Here is a 19,556-nt window from a genome sequence, read left to right on the forward strand (position 1 = left end):
ATTGCTATTCTTTGATAATTTTAACTGAGATATTACCAAATTGCTTACCATGTTTTAAGTGTTCAAAAGCCTGACCAAAGCTTTCAAAGGCATACACCGAGTCTACAACTGGCCTAATTGAATGTTGTTCAATAAAAGTAAGCATCTCTCTAAGTTCTTCTCTACTCCCTAATGTCGACCCGATAATTTGCTGTTGGGCATAGAAGAAATTCCGAACATTGAAGGTCACGTTATCCTCTGTGGTAGCACCAAATGTCACGAGAGTTCCCCCTGGCTTTAATACTTCCAGTGAACGGTGAAAGGTAGCATATCCAATGCTATCAATGACTAAATCAATTTGTCGATTAGCGATACATCCCTTCCAGTCTTGATTTGTATCAATTACCAAATCGGCCCCTAACTGTTCAGCACGGGCTCTTTTTTCTGCCGAACGAGATGACGCAATGACATTTGCACCAGCAGCTTTTGCAAATTGAAGCAAAAAGGTAGCGACACCACTGCCAATCCCAGGAATAAATACAGTCTGATTAGGCGCTAATTTACCCTTGGTAAATAAGGCACGATAAGCCGTTAATGCTGCCAATGCTAATACAGAAGCTTCATCCCAGGCAAGATAGCTTGGCATCGGCTCTACCCAGCGTTGATCAACAAGGTAGTATTCTGCAAATGTTCCATGGCTAGGATAACCTACTATTTCAAGTGTTTCTGGAGCAGCACTTGTGTTCATTTCCCAACCCATTCCTGGGTTAACAATCACACGATCTCCTTTCTTAAATTTCCTCACCGCTGAACCGATCTCTTCAACTATACCAACACCATCAGAACCTAATATAACGGGTTCTGGCTGCTCACCTCGTCGAGCTGGAATCATTAAGTCACGTCGATTTAGACCAACACTATGCATTTTAATTAACAACTGGCCAACTGAAACGGATGGCTTGTTCATCTCCATGCTAAGTATTTGCGTGCCTTTATGTACAAATGCTTTCATATCACATACACCTCTTATAGTTCATTTATTGTGACTTGGTTAATGTTAAGAATAAGTTAATGTCTTCAGTACACAAATCAATAGCTCCTTGCCAAAATGACTCAGTTGATAAGTCTACACTCAAGTGCTTTTGGGCTAAGTCTTCAACAGTCATTTTCCCAGTATCACGAAGTAAGCAATCATAGAAGCTTTCAAATTGTGCAGGCTCTTTTTTGGCAAAAGCATAGATCCCTAAACTAAATAAATAACCAAATGTATATGGGAAATTATAAAACGGCACATCCGTAATATAAAAATGTAGTTTTGATGCCCAGAATGATGGATCATACTGATCAAGTTGATCATCGTATGCTTCGCGCTGTGCCTCTTCCATAAGCTGATTCAATTGACCTGCTGAAACATAACCCACTTTTCTTAATTCATAGAAGCGCGTTTCAAACAAGAAACGTGCGTGAATGTTCATAAAGAATGCTACACTTCTTTGAATTTTATCCTCAACAAGGCTAATTTGTTCTTCCAATGACTTTGCTTGTTTAACAGCGGAGTCGGCAACAATCAGCTCGGCCAAAGTTGAAGCAGTCTCTGCAACATTCATCGCATAATTTTGATTCAAGGGATCCAGATCATCCAGCACATACTGATGATAACCATGACCTAGTTCATGTGCTAAAGTGGCTACGTTCGATGCACTTCCCGAATAGGTCATGAATATTCTAGTCTGCTTACTTTTTGGAAAGCTTGTGCAAAAGCCGCCAGGTCGTTTCCCACTCCGGTCCTCAGCTTCAATCCAATTGTTCTCAAAAGCCTTGACGGCGTAGTCCGCCATTTTTGGACTTATTTTACCGAATTGCTCAACAATATTTTCAGCAGCTTGCTGGTAACCGATAACCTTGGTGTCTTGAAAAATAGGGGCATCTAGATCATACCAACTTAACTTGGCTATTCCTAGTAGCTTTGCTTTACGGTCAAAATAGTCATGAAAAGCTGATTTGTTCTTAATTATTGTCTGCCACATGCTAGCTAATGTACGCTCACTCATGCGGTTATAGGTTAACGGTTCTTTTAAAACAGATTGCCAGTTACGATGCTTATACATTTGCAAACGAAAGCCTGCTAGGTGATTTAATGTATCTGCAAAAAGATCAGCATGCTTCTGCCAAGCTTGATCATACTTTTCAAAGGCACGCTTTCTTAAGGTACGGTCTGGATTATTTAACTGGTTTGCAATTTGACCAACTGATTGCAACTCCCCTTCCCACTCAATCTCCATTCCAGCTACAATGGTATCGTACATTTCCCCCCAACCATGATAGCCATCAATTGATAAGTCCGTAATAATACTTTCTTCCGCTTCTGACAGCTTTTCTTTTGCTTCCTGACGGTATTCAGCAAGGACAAAATGAACATCAACTAAGTAACTATCTGCAAGCCATTCTGCCCATTCTTGATCTGGGATCTTCGTTAAGCTAAATGAAAAATAATTCATTTCATTTTTAAAAGCTGCACTTAGTCGATTTTTTTTGGCAATGAGCTCTTTAACGTGTTTGTCAGTAACGTCCTGTGCCGATAGACAGCTAATAAACGAACTAATCTCACCTAAGAAAATACCAGATTCTTTTAGGGCATTAATAACAGCTTTAAATGCAGCTAATTGTTTACCTTCATTAAAATAATTCACTTTTTCAGAGAAAGCCACTATTTTTGCTTCACCTTCTTTTATAAAGCTCTGAAATAAAGTTGAGCTACTACCACCTTGAAAAATTTGTTCCAAATCCCAAGTTTGCTTTAAATCTTGTTTCACTTTCATTTCCCCTTTCTTGTTTAAACAAGCTCTATACATTTTTTAAAGAAACGGTCGTTTTAACACAAGTGCCTGCTTAAGCTTCTGCTGCATGTCACCAATACCTCTTCCACCTATCAACGGAAAGAATAGTCTGTCCTGCTCTTCAAAGGAAGCTTCAACAACCCTTTTGTGCTTTTGACCAGTTAACACAATAATTTTCTGACAATTCAATAATTCTTTTTCATGTATTTGTGCCTTAAGCTTTTCATTAGAAATAATTGCTTGTTTATTATTCATTCCAAAAGTGAGATCATAATTCGATGGAATAATCTCATCCCCAAAACAATAACCATGTTTAGCTGACAGTATAACCCAATTATCACAAAATGTTTGCGCATACTGTTTCGTTAACCGATGTAATGTTCCGATGTAAGCTTCGTTAACAGTTGCCTGACCAAATGTCGGATTAACATCCCATATTTTCCGCTTCCCACATGGTATAATTGCTAATTCTCGCACCTTATCGAATCCTCCAAACTGAATGTTATGGTTAGATTTTAGCATGAATAGGTTAACTTAAAAAGGAAATTATCTATCTCAGAAAGCGATAACAATGATGTTATTTTAAAAATAAAACAAAAAGTCAGAAAATTTCGCAAAACCTGTTGACCCACACACAATTTGATTGTATGATTGTCGACAACCAATTAATTATTTTACTATTTTGACAAGTAAATACTGAAAACATCTTATCGTATTTCTTTAGTCGTGTTGATAGTAAGTGTAAGGAGCGAATAGCATGAGAAGTGATATGATAAAGAAAGGTTTAGATCGTGCTCCCCATCGTAGCTTATTGCACGCAACAGGGGTTAAGACTAAGGATTTGGAGAAACCTTTTATTGGCGTCTGTAATTCCTATATTGATATTATACCAGGTCACAAGCACTTAAATAAATTCGCAGAGGTTGTTAAAGAAGCGATTAGAGAGGCCGGCGGTATTCCATTTGAATTTAATACCATTGGTGTAGATGATGGAATTGCTATGGGTCACATCGGGATGCGGTATTCATTACCTAGTCGCGAGATCATTGCTGATAGCGCTGAAACAGTTATTAACGCCCACTGGTTTGATGGTGTCTTTTACATTCCCAACTGCGACAAGATTACACCAGGTATGTTAATGGCATCAGTTAGAACCAATGTCCCTTCAGTTTTTGTATCTGGCGGGCCAATGGAGGGTGGTGTTTCCCCTGACGGTGATCATTTATCACTAGTATCCATGTTTGAAGGGGTCGGTGCAGTTGCATCTGGGAAGATGACTGAGGCAGAACTGAAAGAACTTGAAACACTTGCCTGTCCAACATGCGGATCATGTTCAGGAATGTTTACTGCTAATTCGATGAACTCATTGATGGAAATGCTCGGGATGACTGTTCCTGGCAACGGAACAATTGTGGCAACATCTGATGAACGTCATGAGCTAATTTACCAAGCAGCTCATCACTTAATCGATTTAGTTAAAAAAGATATTAAACCACGAGACATTATCACAAAGGATACAATTGATGATGCCTTTGCTCTAGATATGGCGATGGGCGGGTCAACAAATACGGTACTCCACACCCTCGCAATTGCGAATGAAGCTGGGATAGAATACGATCTAAAGAGGATTAATAAGGTAGCAGAACGCATTCCTTATCTGTCAAAGATTAGCCCTGCATCAGATTACACTATGCATGATCTTCATCTTGCTGGTGGTGTAAGTGCTATTATTCGGGAACTGTGTAAACTAGAGAATGGGATTCACAAGGATCGTATCACCATAACCGGCAAAACGATTTATGAAAATGTGAAAGATCATCTCATTAAAAACGAACAGGTTATCCATACTATTGAAAAGCCTTATAGCCCAGTAGGTGGATTGTCAATTTTACACGGCAATATCGCCCCAAATGGTGCTGTTATCAAGGTAGGTGCAGTTGACCCTTCAATTAAGAAATTTGTTGGAACAGCTGTTGTATTTGAATCTCAGGATGAAGCACAAGCAGGCATAAATGATGGAACAGTTAAAGCTGGTGATGTTGTTGTTATCCGCTATGAAGGACCAAAAGGCGGTCCAGGTATGCCAGAAATGCTGGCCCCTACTGCTGCAATTGCCGGAAGAGGATTAGATAAAGATGTAGCATTAATTACCGACGGGCGCTTCTCAGGCGCATCACGCGGGATTTCAATTGGCCATATTTCACCAGAAGCTGCTGAAGGTGGTCCAATTGCTTTAGTTGAAACAGGAGATGAGATTGTGATTGATCTTCCTAATCGGTCAATTGCATTATCCGTTTCTGAGGAAGAATTAGAAAAGAGACTAGCAAGCTGGACGAAACCAGCACCAAAGATTACGACTGGTTATTTAGGGAAATACGCGAAGTTAGTCACATCAGCAAACACTGGTGGTGTGATGTCCTTTTAAATACTGATGAAAATGATGATAAGAGCAAAGGAATAAGTTAGTTTGCATATTCAGAGAGCCGGGGTTGCTGGAAGCCCGGAAATGCATATTATTCTGACATCGTCTTGGAGTGTTAAATTGAACGGGATTGCCCCTTTTAGATTTAACCGGGTCTACCAAATGACCCGTTATCAAAACGAAGCTAATGTAATAGCTTCTTGAGGTTATATTTGTAAAAATATAACGAACCAAGGTGGTACCGTGAAAATAAGATCTTTTCTCCCTTGTAACCCCTGCTTTTTGGGCAGGATTACAGTGAGAAGAGGTCTTTTTTAAATCTAGTTTTTTATGCTCCAAACCGCTCACTAACGACTTTTTAAAAAAACAGGAGGGATTGAAATGGTCAAATCAAAAGAAGAACATCAAAAAACGGTGACGCACGCACCCAAAACTGGAGCCGATCTATTAATTGAATCCTTAATTGTTGCTGATGTCAAAACACTGTTTGGTTATCCAGGCGGAGCAGTGTTACCTATCTTTGATGCCCTTTATAAAAAGAAACATTTGTTTAACCAAGTGCTAGCTCGTCATGAGCAAGGTTCAATACATGCCGCTGAAGGATACGCCCGCGTATCTGGAAAACCAGGTGTTGTTATTGCAACTTCTGGTCCGGGTGCAACAAATTTAGTAACTGGAATAGCGGATGCAATGATTGATTCCCTGCCGTTGGTTGTTTTCACGGGCCAGGTTAATCAAACTGTTATTGGTACAGATGCATTTCAAGAAGCTGATATTATTGGGATTACCACCCCCATAACAAAGCATAATTATCAGGTTCGAAAAATCAGTGATTTGCCAAGAATTGTTAAAGAAGCTTTTCACATTGCAACAACCGGCCGACCTGGACCCGTCTTAATTGATATTCCAAAGGATATCGCGGCTAACCCTTGTGCTGATCACTACCCAGATGATTTTCATCTCCCTGGCTATCAGCCAACCGTTAAACCAAACCCGCTCCAGGTTAAGAAATTGAAAGAAGCTTTACTAAGTTCTAATAAACCCGTTATTCTAGCTGGGGCTGGGGTTCAATTTGCTCAAGCCTCTGAAGAACTAATCGCTTTTGCTGAGCAGCATCAAATTCCAGTTGTTAATACACTTCTTGGTCTTGGAACATTTCCTGGCGAGCATGAGCTTTTTCTTGGAATGGGCGGCATGCATGGTACTTATGCTGCTAATATGGCCATTTATGAGACTGATTTATTAATAAATATTGGGGCTCGGTTTGATGATCGCCTTACCGGTAATTTAGACCATTTTGCACCTTCTGCTATTGTAGCACATATTGATATTGACCCAGCAGAGATTGGCAAGAATGTTAACACACATATCCCGGTAGTTGGGGATGCCAAGTATGCTTTAAAGGAAATGAAAAAGCAAATTAATCAAACGCCTGATTTTGGTAATTGGAGACAGCATGTCTATCAATATAAGCAAGACTACCCATTGTGGTATAAGCAACCAGAGCAAGCGATGATTGGTCAATGGGTCATTGATAAGGTTTACCAGGAAACAAAAGGTGAAGCAATCGTCTCAACTGATGTGGGCCAGCATCAAATGTGGTCAGCACAATATTACAAATTTAAGAAACCGAATCGTTGGGTAACTTCAGGTGGATTAGGCACAATGGGCTTTGGTTTCCCTTCGGCAATTGGTGCTCAGCTTGCTGCACCAGATGACCTCGTCATTGCAATCGTAGGTGATGGTGGTTTTCAAATGACATTACAGGAGTTATCAATCCTTCAAGAACGCAACCTACCGGTAAAGGTAATTATCGTTAACAACGCTGCCTTAGGTATGGTTAGACAATGGCAAGAGAAGTTTTACTCAGAGCGCTATTCAGAGTCAATTTTTAGTATTCAACCCGATTTTGTTAAGTTGGCTGAGGCTTACGAAGTCAGAGGTGTTAAAATTGAAAGTCCTAACGATTTTGAGCAACAGCTACCTGATTTACTTGCCCATGATGGCCCAGTTTTAATTGATGCTCGCGTGCTACAACAGGAAAATGTCTATCCAATGATTGCACCTGGCAAAGGGATTCATGAAATGATAGGAGTGAAACCATGAAACGCATTATAACAGCAAAAGTTAGCAATCGAAGTGGTGTGCTTAACCGCATTACCGGCTTACTGCAAAAACGACAATTTAATATTGAAAGTATCTCGGTTGGCCGAACTGAGCACGAAGGAACCTCTCGGATCACCTTTGTTGTTGATGTTGAGGATTATCAGAAGCTTGAGCAAGTTACTAAGCAACTTAATAAGCAAATTGATGTCTTAAAGGTTTCCGATATTACGGATAAAGCCATTGTAGCTCGCGAGTTAGCCTTAATTAAGATCACCAGCAATGCCCAACTTCGTTCTGAGATTCAAGGGATTATCGAGCCTTTTCGTGCCAGTGTGATTGATGTAAGTAAAGATACGCTATCTATTCAGGTAACAGGTAAATCAGAAAAAGTTGAAGCATTAATTGATTTGTTAAGACCATATGGTATTAAGGACATTGCCCGGACTGGCGTGACTGCTTTTCTAAGAGGACAACAGCCCCAAGCAAGTCAGGATGCAACACCCTTTTCTTTATTAAGATAATTAAATGCAGTAACATGTAGCTCTACATTTACTATATAAAACAAAATTGGAAGGAATGATTTTCATGGCAAAAGTAGTATACAACAATAATATTCAAGAGGACGTATTAAAGGGGAAAAAAATCGCAATAATCGGTTATGGTTCACAAGGACACGCACATGCTTTAAACCTTAAAGAAAGTGGTTTCGATGTCGTTGTCGGTTTAAGAGAAGGAAAGTCATGGGATAAGGCGGTTGAGGATGGTGTTGACGTTAAAACAGTAGCTGAAGCAGCTAAAGAGGCCGAAGTCATTATGGTATTGCTTCCTGACGAGTACCAACCAAAGATTTATCATGAGAGCATCAAGGATCATCTTGAAGCAGGCAATGCACTTGTATTTGCCCACGGCTTCAATATTCATTTCAGTCAAATTCAACCACCTGAAAATGTTGATGTCTTTTTAGTGGCACCAAAAGGACCAGGTCACCTCGTTCGACGTACTTTTGAAGAAGGTGCTGGTGTCCCTGCCCTCTACGGTATTTACCAAGACTACACTGGTAAAGCGCAGGACATTGCACTTGCCTATGCAAAAGGGATTGGTGCAGGACGTGCTGGTATTCTGAAAACTACTTTCCAAGAAGAAACGGAAACTGATTTGTTTGGTGAGCAAGCTGTCCTATGCGGGGGCGCAACTAGCCTTGTAAAAGCTGGTTTTGAAACGTTAGTTGAAGCTGGCTATCAACCTGAAGTTGCCTACTTTGAATGCTTACATGAGCTTAAGTTAATTGTTGATTTACTCTATGAGGGTGGTCTTGAAGGTATGCGTTATTCAATTTCAGACACTGCACAATGGGGCGACTTTGTCTCTGGACCACGGGTAGTAAATGCTGATACGAAAGCACGGATGAAGGACGTCTTAACTGATATCCAAACAGGAAAGTTTGCTAAGGAATGGATTTTAGAAAATCAAGCAAACCGCCCTCAATTTAATGCAATTAACCAAGCAGAGAATAATCACCTAATTGAGAAAGTAGGGAAAGAACTGCGTGATCTAATGCCTTTCGTTAAGCAACGTGCTAATGCTAAGAAGGAAGTGGTCACTGATGACTCGAATTAAGATTTTTGATACGACCCTGCGTGATGGTGAGCAATCACCTGGTGTCAACCTAAATCAACTTGAAAAGCTAGAAATTGCTAAGCAGCTTGAAAGATTAGGCGTTGATGTTATGGAAGCGGGCTTTCCCGCTTCCTCACAAGGTGACTTTGATGCAGTGCAGAAGATCGCTAGAACAATAAAGAATTCAACTGTCACCGCACTAGCAAGAGCAAACAGAAATGACATCGACCGTGCCTGGGAAGCAATAAAGGATGCTTCACATCCACGTATTCATGTCTTTATCGCCACTTCCCCTATCCATATGAAGGATAAGCTTAAAAAAACACCTGAACAAGTTGTCGAAATTGCTGTTGAAATGGTGAAATACGCAAAAGAAAAATGTGACGATATTGAATGGTCTGCAGAGGATGCTTCCCGTTCTGACTTGGCTTTCTTAGCTGCAATTATTGAGCAGGTTATTGATGCTGGGGCTACGGTTATTAATTTACCCGACACGGTGGGCTATACGACCCCAAAAGAATATGGTGAAATGTTCAAATATATGAAAGAAAATGTGCCCAATATTGAGCGAGTTGATTTATCGACCCACTGCCATGATGATTTAGGAATGGCTCTTGCTAATTCTATTGCTGGCGTGCAAAATGGGGCAACTCAGGTGGAAGGAACAATAAATGGTATTGGTGAGCGAGCGGGAAATGCTTCGCTAGAAGAACTGGCGGTAACCTTTGAAATTAGAAAGGACTTTTACCCTTTTACTACCCAATTTGTCTTAAATGAAATTAAGAGAACAAGTGATTTAATTAGTCAATTTACTGGTATGGTCGTACCTGGAAACAAAGCAATTGTTGGACGCAATGCCTTTGCCCACGAGTCCGGTATTCACCAAGACGGTGTCCTAAAGAATGCCCAAACCTATGAAATTATTACACCTGAGCTTGTTGGTGTCCATTCAAATAACCTTGTTTTAGGCAAACACTCAGGTCGACATGCATTTAAAGATCGTATTCAACAGCTTGGCTTTAATTTATCAGATGAGAAGATAGCCGATGCATTCCTAGCTTTCAAACAATTAACAGACCGCAAAAAAGAAGTAACCGATGATGATTTATTTGTTATTCTAATGGAGATTCAGACAGATACAAGTAATCGTAAGCAATACCAGCTGCGCTCGTTTCAAGTGCAGTATGATTCAGCCCACTCCCCCACCGCTACTGTTTCACTTCTTACGCCAGATGGTGAAGAAGTGTCGGGTAAGAACACGGGGGCTGGAAGTGTTGAAGCACTTTACAATACAATTGAAGGTTTAATTAAAGAAGAAACCTATTTGACTGACTTTAATTTAAGCTCAATTGGCAGAGGCAAAGATGCTCTTGCCGAAGTCCATGTTAGCTTAAGCGTGGACAGTCAAACTGTAAATGGTCGTGGTACAGCTCAGGACGTACTCGAAGCTGCCTCATCGGCGTTCTTAAATGCTGTTAATCGAGTTTTCATCTTAAGAAATTAATTGGATTGGCGTGATATAAAATGAAGAAAGACATTCTTTTGCTACCCGGAGATGGAATTGGCCCTGAGATTATTGATAGTGCTGTCGCTATCCTAGAGGCAATAGCAAAAAAATTCAAGCATGAATTTACTTTTAAGCAACATCTTATTGGGGGGGCTGCCATTGATGCAGCCTCTACCCCACTCCCTACTGAAACAATTGCTGCAGCAAAAAAAGTAGATGCTGTTTTATTAGGGGCCGTTGGCGGACCAAAGTGGGACCAGAACCCTTCCCACTTACGTCCAGAGCGCGGACTACTCGCCATTCGCAAAGCGCTCGATCTATATGCAAACCTCCGTCCTGTAAAAGGCTTTGAACACCTATTAGATGCCTCTCCCCTAAAGCCTGATATTATTAACGGTAGCGATTTGTTAATTGTTCGGGAATTAACAGGCGGGTTATATTTTGGTGAACCAAGTCAACGAAGCAAGGACGGGCAATCTGTTGTCGATACCTTAACTTATACACGTTATGAAATGGAACGTATTATTAAGAAAGCTTTTGAAAGTGCTCAACTACGCAAGCAGAAACTAACGTCTGTTGATAAAGCAAATGTCCTTGAATCTAGTAAGCTATGGCGGGAAATTGTTGATCAACAAAAACCGTTTTATCCTGATGTTGAGGTTAACCATATGCTTGTTGATGCCGCAGCAATGAAATTAATTACTGAACCAAACTCATTTGATGTTATTGTGACTGAAAACATGTTTGGTGACATTCTAAGTGACGAAGCTTCAGTTCTTACCGGTTCACTTGGCATGCTCCCTTCTGCTAGTCTTGCTGAGAACGGGATTGGCTTATATGAACCCGCACATGGCTCTGCTCCAGATATTGCTGGGCAAGGCATCGCTAATCCAATTGCAATGATTCTCTCAGCAGCTATGATGCTCCGTTATTCATTTAAAATGGATACTGAAGCTAGCAATATTGAGCAAGCAGTCGAAGCGACAATTAATAATGGTTATTATACGGCAGACTTAAAAGTAAAAACTGGTAGCCTTGTGACTACAAAAGAAATGACCAATAATATTTTGCGGAATATCTAACATATTTTTAGCTAATTAAATTGCTAGTTTAAAGGAGTGATTCTGAGTGACTAATCCTAAGACAATTATTGAAAAAATCTGGGAAAAGAACGTCGTTTTTGAAGAGCCAGGTAAGCCTGCATTGCTCTATATTGACCTTCACCTTGTTCATGAGGTAACTTCACCACAGGCGTTTGAAGGATTAAGAATGAAGAACAGAACAGTTCGACAACCAAAGCTGACGTTTGCGACGATGGATCACAATGTTCCTACTGTTCATACCAACATTATTAAGGATGAAGTCTCAAAGTTGCAAATGGATACCTTAAAGCAAAATTGCGAAGAATTTGGTGTCCCTTTAGCTGGTATGGGGCATAAACATCAAGGAATTGTTCACGTAATTGGACCAGAACTTGGCCTTACCCAGCCTGGAAAAACAATTGTTTGCGGAGATAGTCATACCTCTACGCATGGAGCATTTGGTGCTCTAGCATTTGGTATTGGCACTAGTGAGGTTGAGCATGTTCTGGCGACTCAAACCATTTGGCAGGCACGACCAAAAACATTAAACGTTAAAGTTGATGGTCAGCTTGGAACCGGTGTGACCGCTAAAGACATCATCCTTGCACTTATTGCTAAATATGGTGTTAATTTTGGTACCGGCTATGTCATAGAATATACAGGTAATGCAATTCGCAAGCTCTCAATGGAAGAACGGATGACCATTTGCAATATGTCAATTGAAGCGGGAGCTCGTGCTGGTTTAGTTAGTCCTGATCAAACTACTGTTGATTTCCTTAAAGGAAGAAAGTATGCCCCTGAAGGTACATTATTCGAACAGGCTAAACAAGAGTGGCTTGAGCTTGCAAGTGATCAAGGTGCGGAATATAACCATACCGTTACATTAAATGCTTCCGAAATTGCACCACAAGTAACATGGGGAACGAATCCAAGTCAGTGTATTTCAGTTAATGACAAGATCCCAAACCCTAATACAGCAAAAAACGCTGGTGATCAGCAAGCTATTGAGCAAGCACTTCAGTACATGGGCTTAGAGGCGGATATTCCCATCACCTCGGTTCCAATTGAACATGTCTTTATCGGTTCTTGTACAAATTCTCGATTACGTGATCTTGAGCAGGCTGCCAGTGTAATTAATGGTAGAAAAGTAAATGAAAACGTAACAGCAATTGTTGTGCCAGGTTCACAAACCGTTAAATTGCAAGCGGAAGAAAAGGGACTAGATAAAGTGTTTATTGAAGCAGGCTTTGAATGGCGGGAACCGGGATGTAGCATGTGTTTAGCTATGAACGATGATATTGTGCCTGCTGGCGAGCGATGTGCCTCAACATCTAATCGAAATTTTGAAGGTCGTCAAGGGACGAATGCAAGAACACACTTGGTAAGTCCTGAGATGGCGGCTGCCGCTGCCTTAGCTGGTCATTTTGTTGACGTAAGATCATTTGTTTAATTAATTATAACTGGAGGTGATTAGATGGAACCAATTAAACAACACACAGGCCTCGTTTATCCATTAAATCGTACCAATGTCGATACCGATCAAATTATCCCTAAGCAATTTTTAAAGCGTATTTCACGGCAAGGCTTTGGTCAATACTTGTTTTATAATTGGCGCTATGATGAGAAAGATAATCTTAGGTCCGATTTTTCGTTAAATTCACCAAAGTATAAAACCGCTTCTATTCTTGTTGGCGGCGAAAATTTCGGCTGTGGCTCTTCCAGAGAGCATGCCCCATGGGCGTTAGAGGATTTTGGCTTCAAGGTCATTATTGCTCCTAGCTTTGCTGATATCTTCTTTAACAATTGCACCAAGAATGGAATTCTACCAGTAGTTTTACCTGAAACTGAAATACAACAATTAATTAAAAATGCCGAAACAGACACTTATCAACTCACCGTTGATCTTGAAGCTAATAAGGTTACAGACCTTACATCATTTGAAGCTTCTTTTCATTTAGCTGAATATCCACGCCAAATGTTATTAAATGGCTGGGACGAAATTTCAGTTACCCTTACACATCAAGATAAGATTGCTACCTTCGAAAGAAAACATACCGTCTATTAGGTAAAAAGATCTGTTACTAGATCTTTTTACCTCCATTAAAAATGTGAACATCCAATCACTTTCCAACAAGATTAAACATCAAAACCCTAATATATCAACAATCAGCGTCAATTTAAATGTGAACAATAAACTGAAAATTCAGAAAAAGTACGTTAGATTATCTTACAGGTTTGTAGGTGGATAAATGTCTATACTTTACAATCGATGTTAGATATTACATCTAATCTATTTTAGGGGGATTCATAATGAAGAAGAAAATGAAATTATTAACACTTTTACTTTGGGTAACACTGATTGGTAGTGTGTTTTTAGTGGCTTGTGCCGAAGATGAAGACACAACAAGCGAGCCAAATGCTGCCAGTGGCGAGGAGACCCAAACACCTGAGCCAGATGAAGGCGATACCTTGGCTGCGATATTGGATCGTGGTTATGTCATTGTTGGTGGAAACAATCAGCTTCCTGGTTTTGGTTATGTGAATTCAGATGGTGATTACGAAGGGTTTGATGTTGATTTTGCTAGAGTTGTAGCTGCTGCATTATTCGATGATCCAGACGCATTAGAAATTCGCCCACTCTCAGCTCAAGAACGTTTCACAGCATTACAAACCGGGGAAGTCGATGTCTTAATCCGTAATACGACTTGGACACTAGATCGCGACGTTGCTTTAGGAACGAATTTTACCCCAACAACATTCTACGATGGGCAAGGGATCATGGTAAGAGCAGATAGCGGTATCACATCCCTAGAAGAACTTGAAGGTGCTCGTATTGGTGTTGAAACAGGTACTACAACAGAATCAAACTTAGCTGATCAGTTTAGAAAATATGGGATTACTTATGAGCAAGTACTGTTTGATGATAGTGACGCAGTTGTGGAAGCTTACGAATCTGGTAATATTGACGCTTGGACAACTGATAAGTCAGGTTTAGTATCACGACAAGCAACAATGGCTAGTCCGGACGACCATAGTATTTTAACGGAAAGCTTATCAAAAGAGCCATTAGGGCCAACCGTTCGTCACGGTGACGATCAATGGTTTGACATTGTTAAATGGGCAACACTTGCTACAATTGAAGCAGAAGAGCTTGGTATTACCTCTGAAAACTATGAAGAGTTTCTAGATAGTGAAGATCCTGTCGTTAGACGGTTCGTTGGCTTAGAAGGCGAGCTTGGTCAGATGCTCGGAATTGACGATACCTTTGCAATCAACGTCATTAAGCACGTTGGTAACTACCAAGAAATCTATGATCGAAACTTAGGTCCAGATACCATTTTCAACTTAGGTAGAGGATTAAATGATCTTTATACAAATGGTGGCATTCTTTACTCCCCTCCATTCCGTTAATACCTGTTACGTAAAAAGAGAGAACCTGCTGCGTTTTGCAGGTTCTTTCCATTAACAGTAGCGTACAAACGAGCAAGTTCCATATAAACAACTAGTCAGTGGTAAGTATCAATTACGCTAATGAATGATGGTGAGTTGAAGGAAACTTATCATAGTGGTGTTGTAAGCAACTACTTGTTGCATGATGGAATGAACCGTTGCTATTCTGTTTATCCGTTTGGATATTATTATTTTTAGACAATAAAAAAATGAGGTGTCGAGTTATGAGTAAATCACAACAGGTTAAAACGCCCTTTTGGCGCGATGATCGCATCCTGCCTATCATCTTTCAAGTTGTGTTTGTTGTAATAGTTGTATTGTTTTTTGGCTTTTTAATTAATAATGCTATTAATGGTCTAAGTCGATTAGGGATCAATTTCGGTTTTAACTTCTTAAGAAGAACTGCCTCATTTAATATATCCGAATCATTAATTAGCTATGATGCCAGCGATATTTATGGAAGAGCGATAATTGTTGGTATGCTAAACACCCTCCGCATTGCAATAATTGGGGTCATCTTAGCAACTATCTTAGGTGTCCTTGTCGGTATCGGTAGATTATCAAAAAACTGGCTGGTCAGAAAGCTTTCCGGCATGTACATTGAAATTTTTAGAAATACACCCTTACTTGTGCAAATTTTCATTTGGTATTTCGCCGTTATCTTACCCCTTCCTCAAGTACAGGAAAGCTTTGCTATTGGTAATTTTTATTTTAACAATCGTGGAATCGCCATTCCTTGGTTTCTCTCAAATGATGGCACATTAATTTGGCTTGTTCTATTTATTGTCGGTTTGGCAGGAGCCTTTTTCACTTGGCGCTTCCAGTTAAATCAACAAGTAAAAAAAGGAAAACGAACATTTCCATTTATTTGGGCGCTAGCTGCACTTTTAACGAGCTGGTTACTTGCCTTTCTGGTCACTCAATCAGGACCTTTCAATATTTCAATTCCTGAATTAGGTAACTTTAATTTCAGTGGTGGGTTACGGGTCTCAGCTGAATTTCTTGCGATCCTCACTGGACTTGTTATTTATACAGCAACCTTTATTGCCGAAATTGTTCGAGCAGGCATTCAATCGGTTAATAAAGGCCAAACCGAGGCCGCGCAGGCAATTGGACTTAAAAGTTCAACAATGATGCGGCTTGTTATTTTACCACAAGCAATCCGGATTATTATTCCACCTATTACGAGCCAATACTTGAATTTAACCAAAAATTCAAGTTTAGCCATTGCAGTCGGCTATCAAGAATTGGTTGCTGTCGGGAATACAACCATTAATCAGTCCGGTCATGCCGTAGAAGTATTTTTAATTATCATTTGTGTTTATTTAGCATTAAATTTAACGACTTCATTGTTTATGAATATATTTAATCGAAAAACACAATTGGTTGAGAGGTGATTGAGATGAGTGTTGATTTAAAAATTGTCGAGAATAAGCAAATGATCGCTCCGCCAAAAACATCTGCTTCACTATGGGATTGGGTGAGAAATAACCTGTTTAATAATTGGTACAATACGATTCTTACGTTTGTTGCTGGGTTTATCATTATTGGCATCGCCTATAACGTATTAAGTTGGGTCCTCTTTGAAGCTCAGTGGACTGTTATTACTAATAATTATCGACTGTTCATGGTTGGGCGCTACCCCCTGTCTGAACTATGGCGGATTTGGAGCTTATTAACGATCGTATCCTTTATGTTCGGTCTATGCTCGGGCAGCTTTAAGGGGACGATCTTACGATTATCTGGGATTCTTGCTGGCATTTATCTGATCCACTTGCTTGCTCCCTTTACAGCAAGCAGTTCAAAAGTTTGGCTAGCTGTGCAGTTAGCTGGGTTAGTAATCGGGTTTTTAATTGCGCTTAAACTACCCTATAATAAGCGAATTGCCATTATTGGCTGGGTTATTACCATACCTTTAGTATTCTTCTTTATCCATGGTTTTGGTATTCTTCCTGAAGTAAGGACAACATTTTGGAACGGATTGTTACTTACCGTACTGTTAGCTGGTGTTGCCATTATTTTATCTTTTCCACTCGGTGTTTTACTTGCTTTAGGGCGTACAAGTAAACTACCGGCTATTAAATACTTTTGTATTGGCTATATCGAGCTCATTCGTGCAGTTCCACTAATTACAATCTTTCTCATGGCTCAAGTGCTCATTCCGTTATTCCTGCCAACTGGCCTTACAATTGACAACTTGTTACGGGTCATGCTAGGGGCAACCCTTTTCACAGCTGCTTATGCCGCTGAGAATGTTCGGGGTGGGTTACAGTCGATCCCTAATGGACAATACGAAGCAGCAAAAGCAATTGGCTTGAATCCTTTTCAAACAACGTTTTTTATCGTCCTACCACAAGCACTTCGGGCGATCATCCCGACAATTGTTGGTCAAAGTATTTCTATGTTTAAAGACACTTCACTTGTTGCTATTGTTGGTTTACTTGATCTACTTGGGATTGCGCAATCGGTTAAATCAAATCCTGAATTTTTAGGGCGTCACATGGAGGTTTATATTTACATTGCATTTGTGTACTGGGTTATTGCTTACTCAATGTCCTATTCAAGTAGACGAATTGAGAAATCATTAGGTGTGGGAGAACGTTAGGTTACAGATTAATCAAAATTAAGGAGGCTATTTAAATGGCACAATCACAAAGTAGTGTAGAGGTGAGTCCGATGGCTAAATCAGAGGAAACAATTATAACCTGTGAGGGCATTAATAAATGGTTTGGTGATATGCATGTTCTAAAAGATGTTAATTTAACAATTAAAAAAGGAGAGGTGCTTGTTATCCTCGGCCCTTCTGGATCCGGAAAATCAACGTTTATTCGAACGATTAACGGTTTGGAGCCGATTCAAAAAGGACATATTGAAATTGATGGGGTTAGCTTAACACATGATATTAAGGATATTGAAGCAATCAGAAGGGAAACAGGCATGGTTTTTCAACAATTTAACCTGTTCCCGCATATGACAATCCTTAAGAATATTATGCTTGGGCCAATTTGGGTTAAGAAGAAACCTAAGGCAGAAGCAGAGAAGATTGCGCGCGAACTACTCGAACGTGTTGGAATACCTGAACAAGCGGACAAATATCCCGGACAACTATCTGGCGGCCAACAACAACGTGTTGCTATTGCAAGAGCACTGGCAATGCAGCCTGAAATTATGCTGTTCGACGAACCTACCTCAGCTCTTGATCCGGAGATGATTAAAGAAGTATTAGATGTTATGAAAGAACTTGCTCGCTCTGGGATAACGATGCTGTGCGTGACGCACGAGATGGGCTTTGCCCGAGAGGTAGCCGATCGGATTGTTTTATTCGACGGTGGCGAAATAGTTGAAACTGGGACACCAGAAGAGTTATTTGATAATCCTAAACATGAACGGACCAAGCTCTTCCTATCTCAAATTCTTTAAATAATTAAAAAGAACCGACAGGCAAATTAATGCTTGTCGGTTCTTAAGTTTAATTAGCCAAAGCCTTCTACCTAGCCAAGTATTTTAATACATACTGACTCAGGTGCCACAACATCAGTTTGAACAGCAGTTAATTTACCTGTCTTCTTATTTCGTTCAAACAAAGTCAGTGTACCTGTTTTTTGGTTTGTGGCAATAAGGTATTGATCATCAGGAGTTAAGATAAAATCTCGTGGCCAGTCCCCTTCTGTTGATGTCCATTCAACAAATTCAAGTAAATGTGTTTGATCATTTATTTGAAATACAGCAATGCTGTTGTGTCCACGATTGGCAACATAGACAAATTTCCCATCTGCTGAGATATGAATGGCACTACCATCATTCACCGTTGTATGCTCATCAGGGATTGCCTTAATTGTTCCTAATAACGCAAACGCACCTGTTTCTTGATCATATTTTAACGTGAGCACCTCTGAGGTTAATTCAGTCATAACATACGCATATGCACTATTAGGCGCGAAGCTAATATGTCGTGGCCCACTACCTGCTGGTGTTTTAAATACATGTTTTCTAATCAGCTTACCCGCACTTAGTGCGTAAGTTGTAATCTCATCACTTCCTAAATCCACCGCAATAACGAAGCGCTCATCAGGAGAAAAACCCGCATAATGCATATGGGGCTTATCTTGACGTTCATGAGGACCAGAGCCATCATGCTCAGCTACATCAGAAATTTCTTTTAATGAACCATCCTCATTCGTCACATAAGCAACAATTTGCTTGGTATGATAATTAGCAGTGACTATTGTTCGATTGTCACTTGCAACACTAACATGACACGGGGGTGAACCAGGCAAAGTTAAGCTATTTAATTTTGTTAACTGCTTTGTATGAGCATCAACTGCAAAGGCTGTTACTCCTCCTTGGTCACCTTCTTTAGCTACTGCATATAAGTACTTCTGATCGTTAGTCATTGTTACATAAGTTGGATTATCTAACACTGCTACTGATGTGACATTCACTAGTTTTTTTTCATTTAGATCTAATGTGAATTTGTAGACACCCTCACTTTCAGCTTTTGTATATGTACCTATATAACCATGTAATTGCTTCGTCATTTTACCTCTCCTTTAATT

The 19,556-nt window shown here is 40.0% G+C and carries 16 protein-coding genes; 12 read left to right on the top strand and 4 right to left on the bottom strand.

Annotation, left to right across the window (positions count from 1 at the left end; translation table 11 throughout):
• Window positions 1-4 precede the first annotated feature (4 nt).
• From BM000_RS02855 to BM000_RS02865, 3 genes are read right to left on the bottom strand one after another with little or no spacing between them, the layout of a single operon-like run.
• On the bottom strand, window positions 5-991 hold the full coding sequence (locus BM000_RS02855) for a zinc-dependent alcohol dehydrogenase family protein (RefSeq protein WP_091494612.1): 987 nt from the start codon (window positions 989-991) through the stop codon (window positions 5-7).
• Between the two features lie 25 nt (window positions 992-1,016).
• Entirely contained in the window at window positions 1,017-2,792 is a 1,776-nt protein-coding gene (locus tag BM000_RS02860; RefSeq protein WP_091494613.1) for a M3 family oligoendopeptidase, read from the bottom strand.
• A 42-nt stretch (window positions 2,793-2,834) separates the two neighbouring features.
• Entirely contained in the window at window positions 2,835-3,293 is a 459-nt protein-coding gene (locus BM000_RS02865; protein WP_091494615.1) for a DUF6884 domain-containing protein, read from the bottom strand.
• Window positions 3,294-3,573: 280 nt separating this feature from the next.
• Here BM000_RS02865 and ilvD point away from each other — a divergent pair, with 280 nt between their 5' ends.
• From ilvD to BM000_RS02925, 12 genes are all read left to right on the top strand, one after another.
• Window positions 3,574-5,241: a dihydroxy-acid dehydratase gene (ilvD, locus tag BM000_RS02870; RefSeq protein WP_091494617.1), complete on the top strand. Its 1,668-nt coding sequence runs from the start codon at window positions 3,574-3,576 to the stop codon at window positions 5,239-5,241.
• A gap of 378 nt (window positions 5,242-5,619) precedes the next feature.
• A complete protein-coding gene (ilvB, locus tag BM000_RS02875; protein ID WP_091494618.1) occupies window positions 5,620-7,344 on the top strand; it encodes an acetolactate synthase large subunit in 1,725 nt (574 codons plus the stop codon).
• Window positions 7,341-7,865, top strand: a complete 525-nt coding sequence (gene ilvN, locus BM000_RS02880; protein ID WP_091494620.1) for an acetolactate synthase small subunit — start codon at window positions 7,341-7,343, stop codon at window positions 7,863-7,865. The genes ilvB and ilvN overlap by 4 nt, the downstream gene beginning before the upstream one ends.
• Before the next feature lie 64 nt (window positions 7,866-7,929).
• Entirely contained in the window at window positions 7,930-8,961 is a 1,032-nt protein-coding gene (gene ilvC, locus BM000_RS02885; RefSeq protein WP_091494622.1) for a ketol-acid reductoisomerase, read from the top strand.
• Window positions 8,948-10,465 carry a 2-isopropylmalate synthase gene (locus BM000_RS02890; protein WP_091494624.1) on the top strand — a complete coding sequence of 506 codons (1,518 nt, stop codon included), beginning with the start codon at window positions 8,948-8,950 and terminating at the stop codon, window positions 10,463-10,465. Before ilvC ends, BM000_RS02890 begins: the two co-directional genes overlap by 14 nt.
• A gap of 20 nt (window positions 10,466-10,485) precedes the next feature.
• Window positions 10,486-11,550, top strand: coding sequence for a 3-isopropylmalate dehydrogenase (gene leuB, locus BM000_RS02895; protein WP_091494626.1), 1,065 nt, complete (start codon window positions 10,486-10,488; stop codon window positions 11,548-11,550).
• Between the two features lie 46 nt (window positions 11,551-11,596).
• Window positions 11,597-13,000, top strand: a complete 1,404-nt coding sequence (gene leuC / locus BM000_RS02900) for a 3-isopropylmalate dehydratase large subunit (protein WP_091494628.1) — start codon at window positions 11,597-11,599, stop codon at window positions 12,998-13,000.
• 24 nt (window positions 13,001-13,024) lie between these two features.
• Entirely contained in the window at window positions 13,025-13,615 is a 591-nt protein-coding gene (gene leuD, locus BM000_RS02905; RefSeq protein ID WP_091494630.1) for a 3-isopropylmalate dehydratase small subunit, read from the top strand.
• A 245-nt stretch (window positions 13,616-13,860) separates the two neighbouring features.
• Window positions 13,861-14,961, top strand: a complete 1,101-nt coding sequence (locus BM000_RS02910; RefSeq protein ID WP_091494632.1) for an amino acid ABC transporter substrate-binding protein — start codon at window positions 13,861-13,863, stop codon at window positions 14,959-14,961.
• 263 nt (window positions 14,962-15,224) lie between these two features.
• Window positions 15,225-16,397 (top strand): amino acid ABC transporter permease, encoded by a 1,173-nt coding sequence (locus BM000_RS02915; RefSeq protein WP_091494634.1) that lies wholly within the window; start codon window positions 15,225-15,227, stop codon window positions 16,395-16,397.
• Window positions 16,398-16,402: 5 nt separating this feature from the next.
• Entirely contained in the window at window positions 16,403-17,605 is a 1,203-nt protein-coding gene (locus BM000_RS02920; protein WP_091494636.1) for an amino acid ABC transporter permease, read from the top strand.
• Between the two features lie 71 nt (window positions 17,606-17,676).
• Entirely contained in the window at window positions 17,677-18,420 is a 744-nt protein-coding gene (locus tag BM000_RS02925; RefSeq protein ID WP_425425155.1) for an amino acid ABC transporter ATP-binding protein, read from the top strand.
• Between the two features lie 71 nt (window positions 18,421-18,491).
• Here BM000_RS02925 and BM000_RS02930 read toward each other — a convergent pair whose 3' ends face one another.
• Complete coding sequence (locus tag BM000_RS02930) at window positions 18,492-19,538, bottom strand: lactonase family protein (protein ID WP_091494639.1); 1,047 nt, start codon at window positions 19,536-19,538, stop codon at window positions 18,492-18,494.
• Window positions 19,539-19,556: the final 18 nt, after the last annotated feature.

The sequence above is a fragment of the Amphibacillus marinus genome (genome assembly GCF_900110345.1).
In the GTDB taxonomy this organism is placed as follows: domain Bacteria; phylum Bacillota; class Bacilli; order Bacillales; family Amphibacillaceae; genus Amphibacillus_D; species Amphibacillus_D marinus.

Coding starts and splice junctions, on each gene's coding strand:
- BM000_RS02855 (WP_091494612.1), bottom strand. CDS start 991: ATGAAAGCATTTGTACATAAAGGCACGCAAATACTTAGCATGGAGATG.
- ilvD (WP_091494617.1), top strand. CDS start 3,574: ATGAGAAGTGATATGATAAAGAAAGGTTTAGATCGTGCTCCCCATCGT.
- ilvB (WP_091494618.1), top strand. CDS start 5,620: ATGGTCAAATCAAAAGAAGAACATCAAAAAACGGTGACGCACGCACCC.
- ilvN (WP_091494620.1), top strand. CDS start 7,341: ATGAAACGCATTATAACAGCAAAAGTTAGCAATCGAAGTGGTGTGCTT.
- ilvC (WP_091494622.1), top strand. CDS start 7,930: ATGGCAAAAGTAGTATACAACAATAATATTCAAGAGGACGTATTAAAG.
- BM000_RS02890 (WP_091494624.1), top strand. CDS start 8,948: ATGACTCGAATTAAGATTTTTGATACGACCCTGCGTGATGGTGAGCAA.
- leuB (WP_091494626.1), top strand. CDS start 10,486: ATGAAGAAAGACATTCTTTTGCTACCCGGAGATGGAATTGGCCCTGAG.
- leuD (WP_091494630.1), top strand. CDS start 13,025: ATGGAACCAATTAAACAACACACAGGCCTCGTTTATCCATTAAATCGT.
- BM000_RS02910 (WP_091494632.1), top strand. CDS start 13,861: ATGAAGAAGAAAATGAAATTATTAACACTTTTACTTTGGGTAACACTG.
- BM000_RS02915 (WP_091494634.1), top strand. CDS start 15,225: ATGAGTAAATCACAACAGGTTAAAACGCCCTTTTGGCGCGATGATCGC.
- BM000_RS02920 (WP_091494636.1), top strand. CDS start 16,403: ATGAGTGTTGATTTAAAAATTGTCGAGAATAAGCAAATGATCGCTCCG.
- BM000_RS02925 (WP_425425155.1), top strand. CDS start 17,677: ATGGCTAAATCAGAGGAAACAATTATAACCTGTGAGGGCATTAATAAA.
- BM000_RS02930 (WP_091494639.1), bottom strand. CDS start 19,538: ATGACGAAGCAATTACATGGTTATATAGGTACATATACAAAAGCTGAA.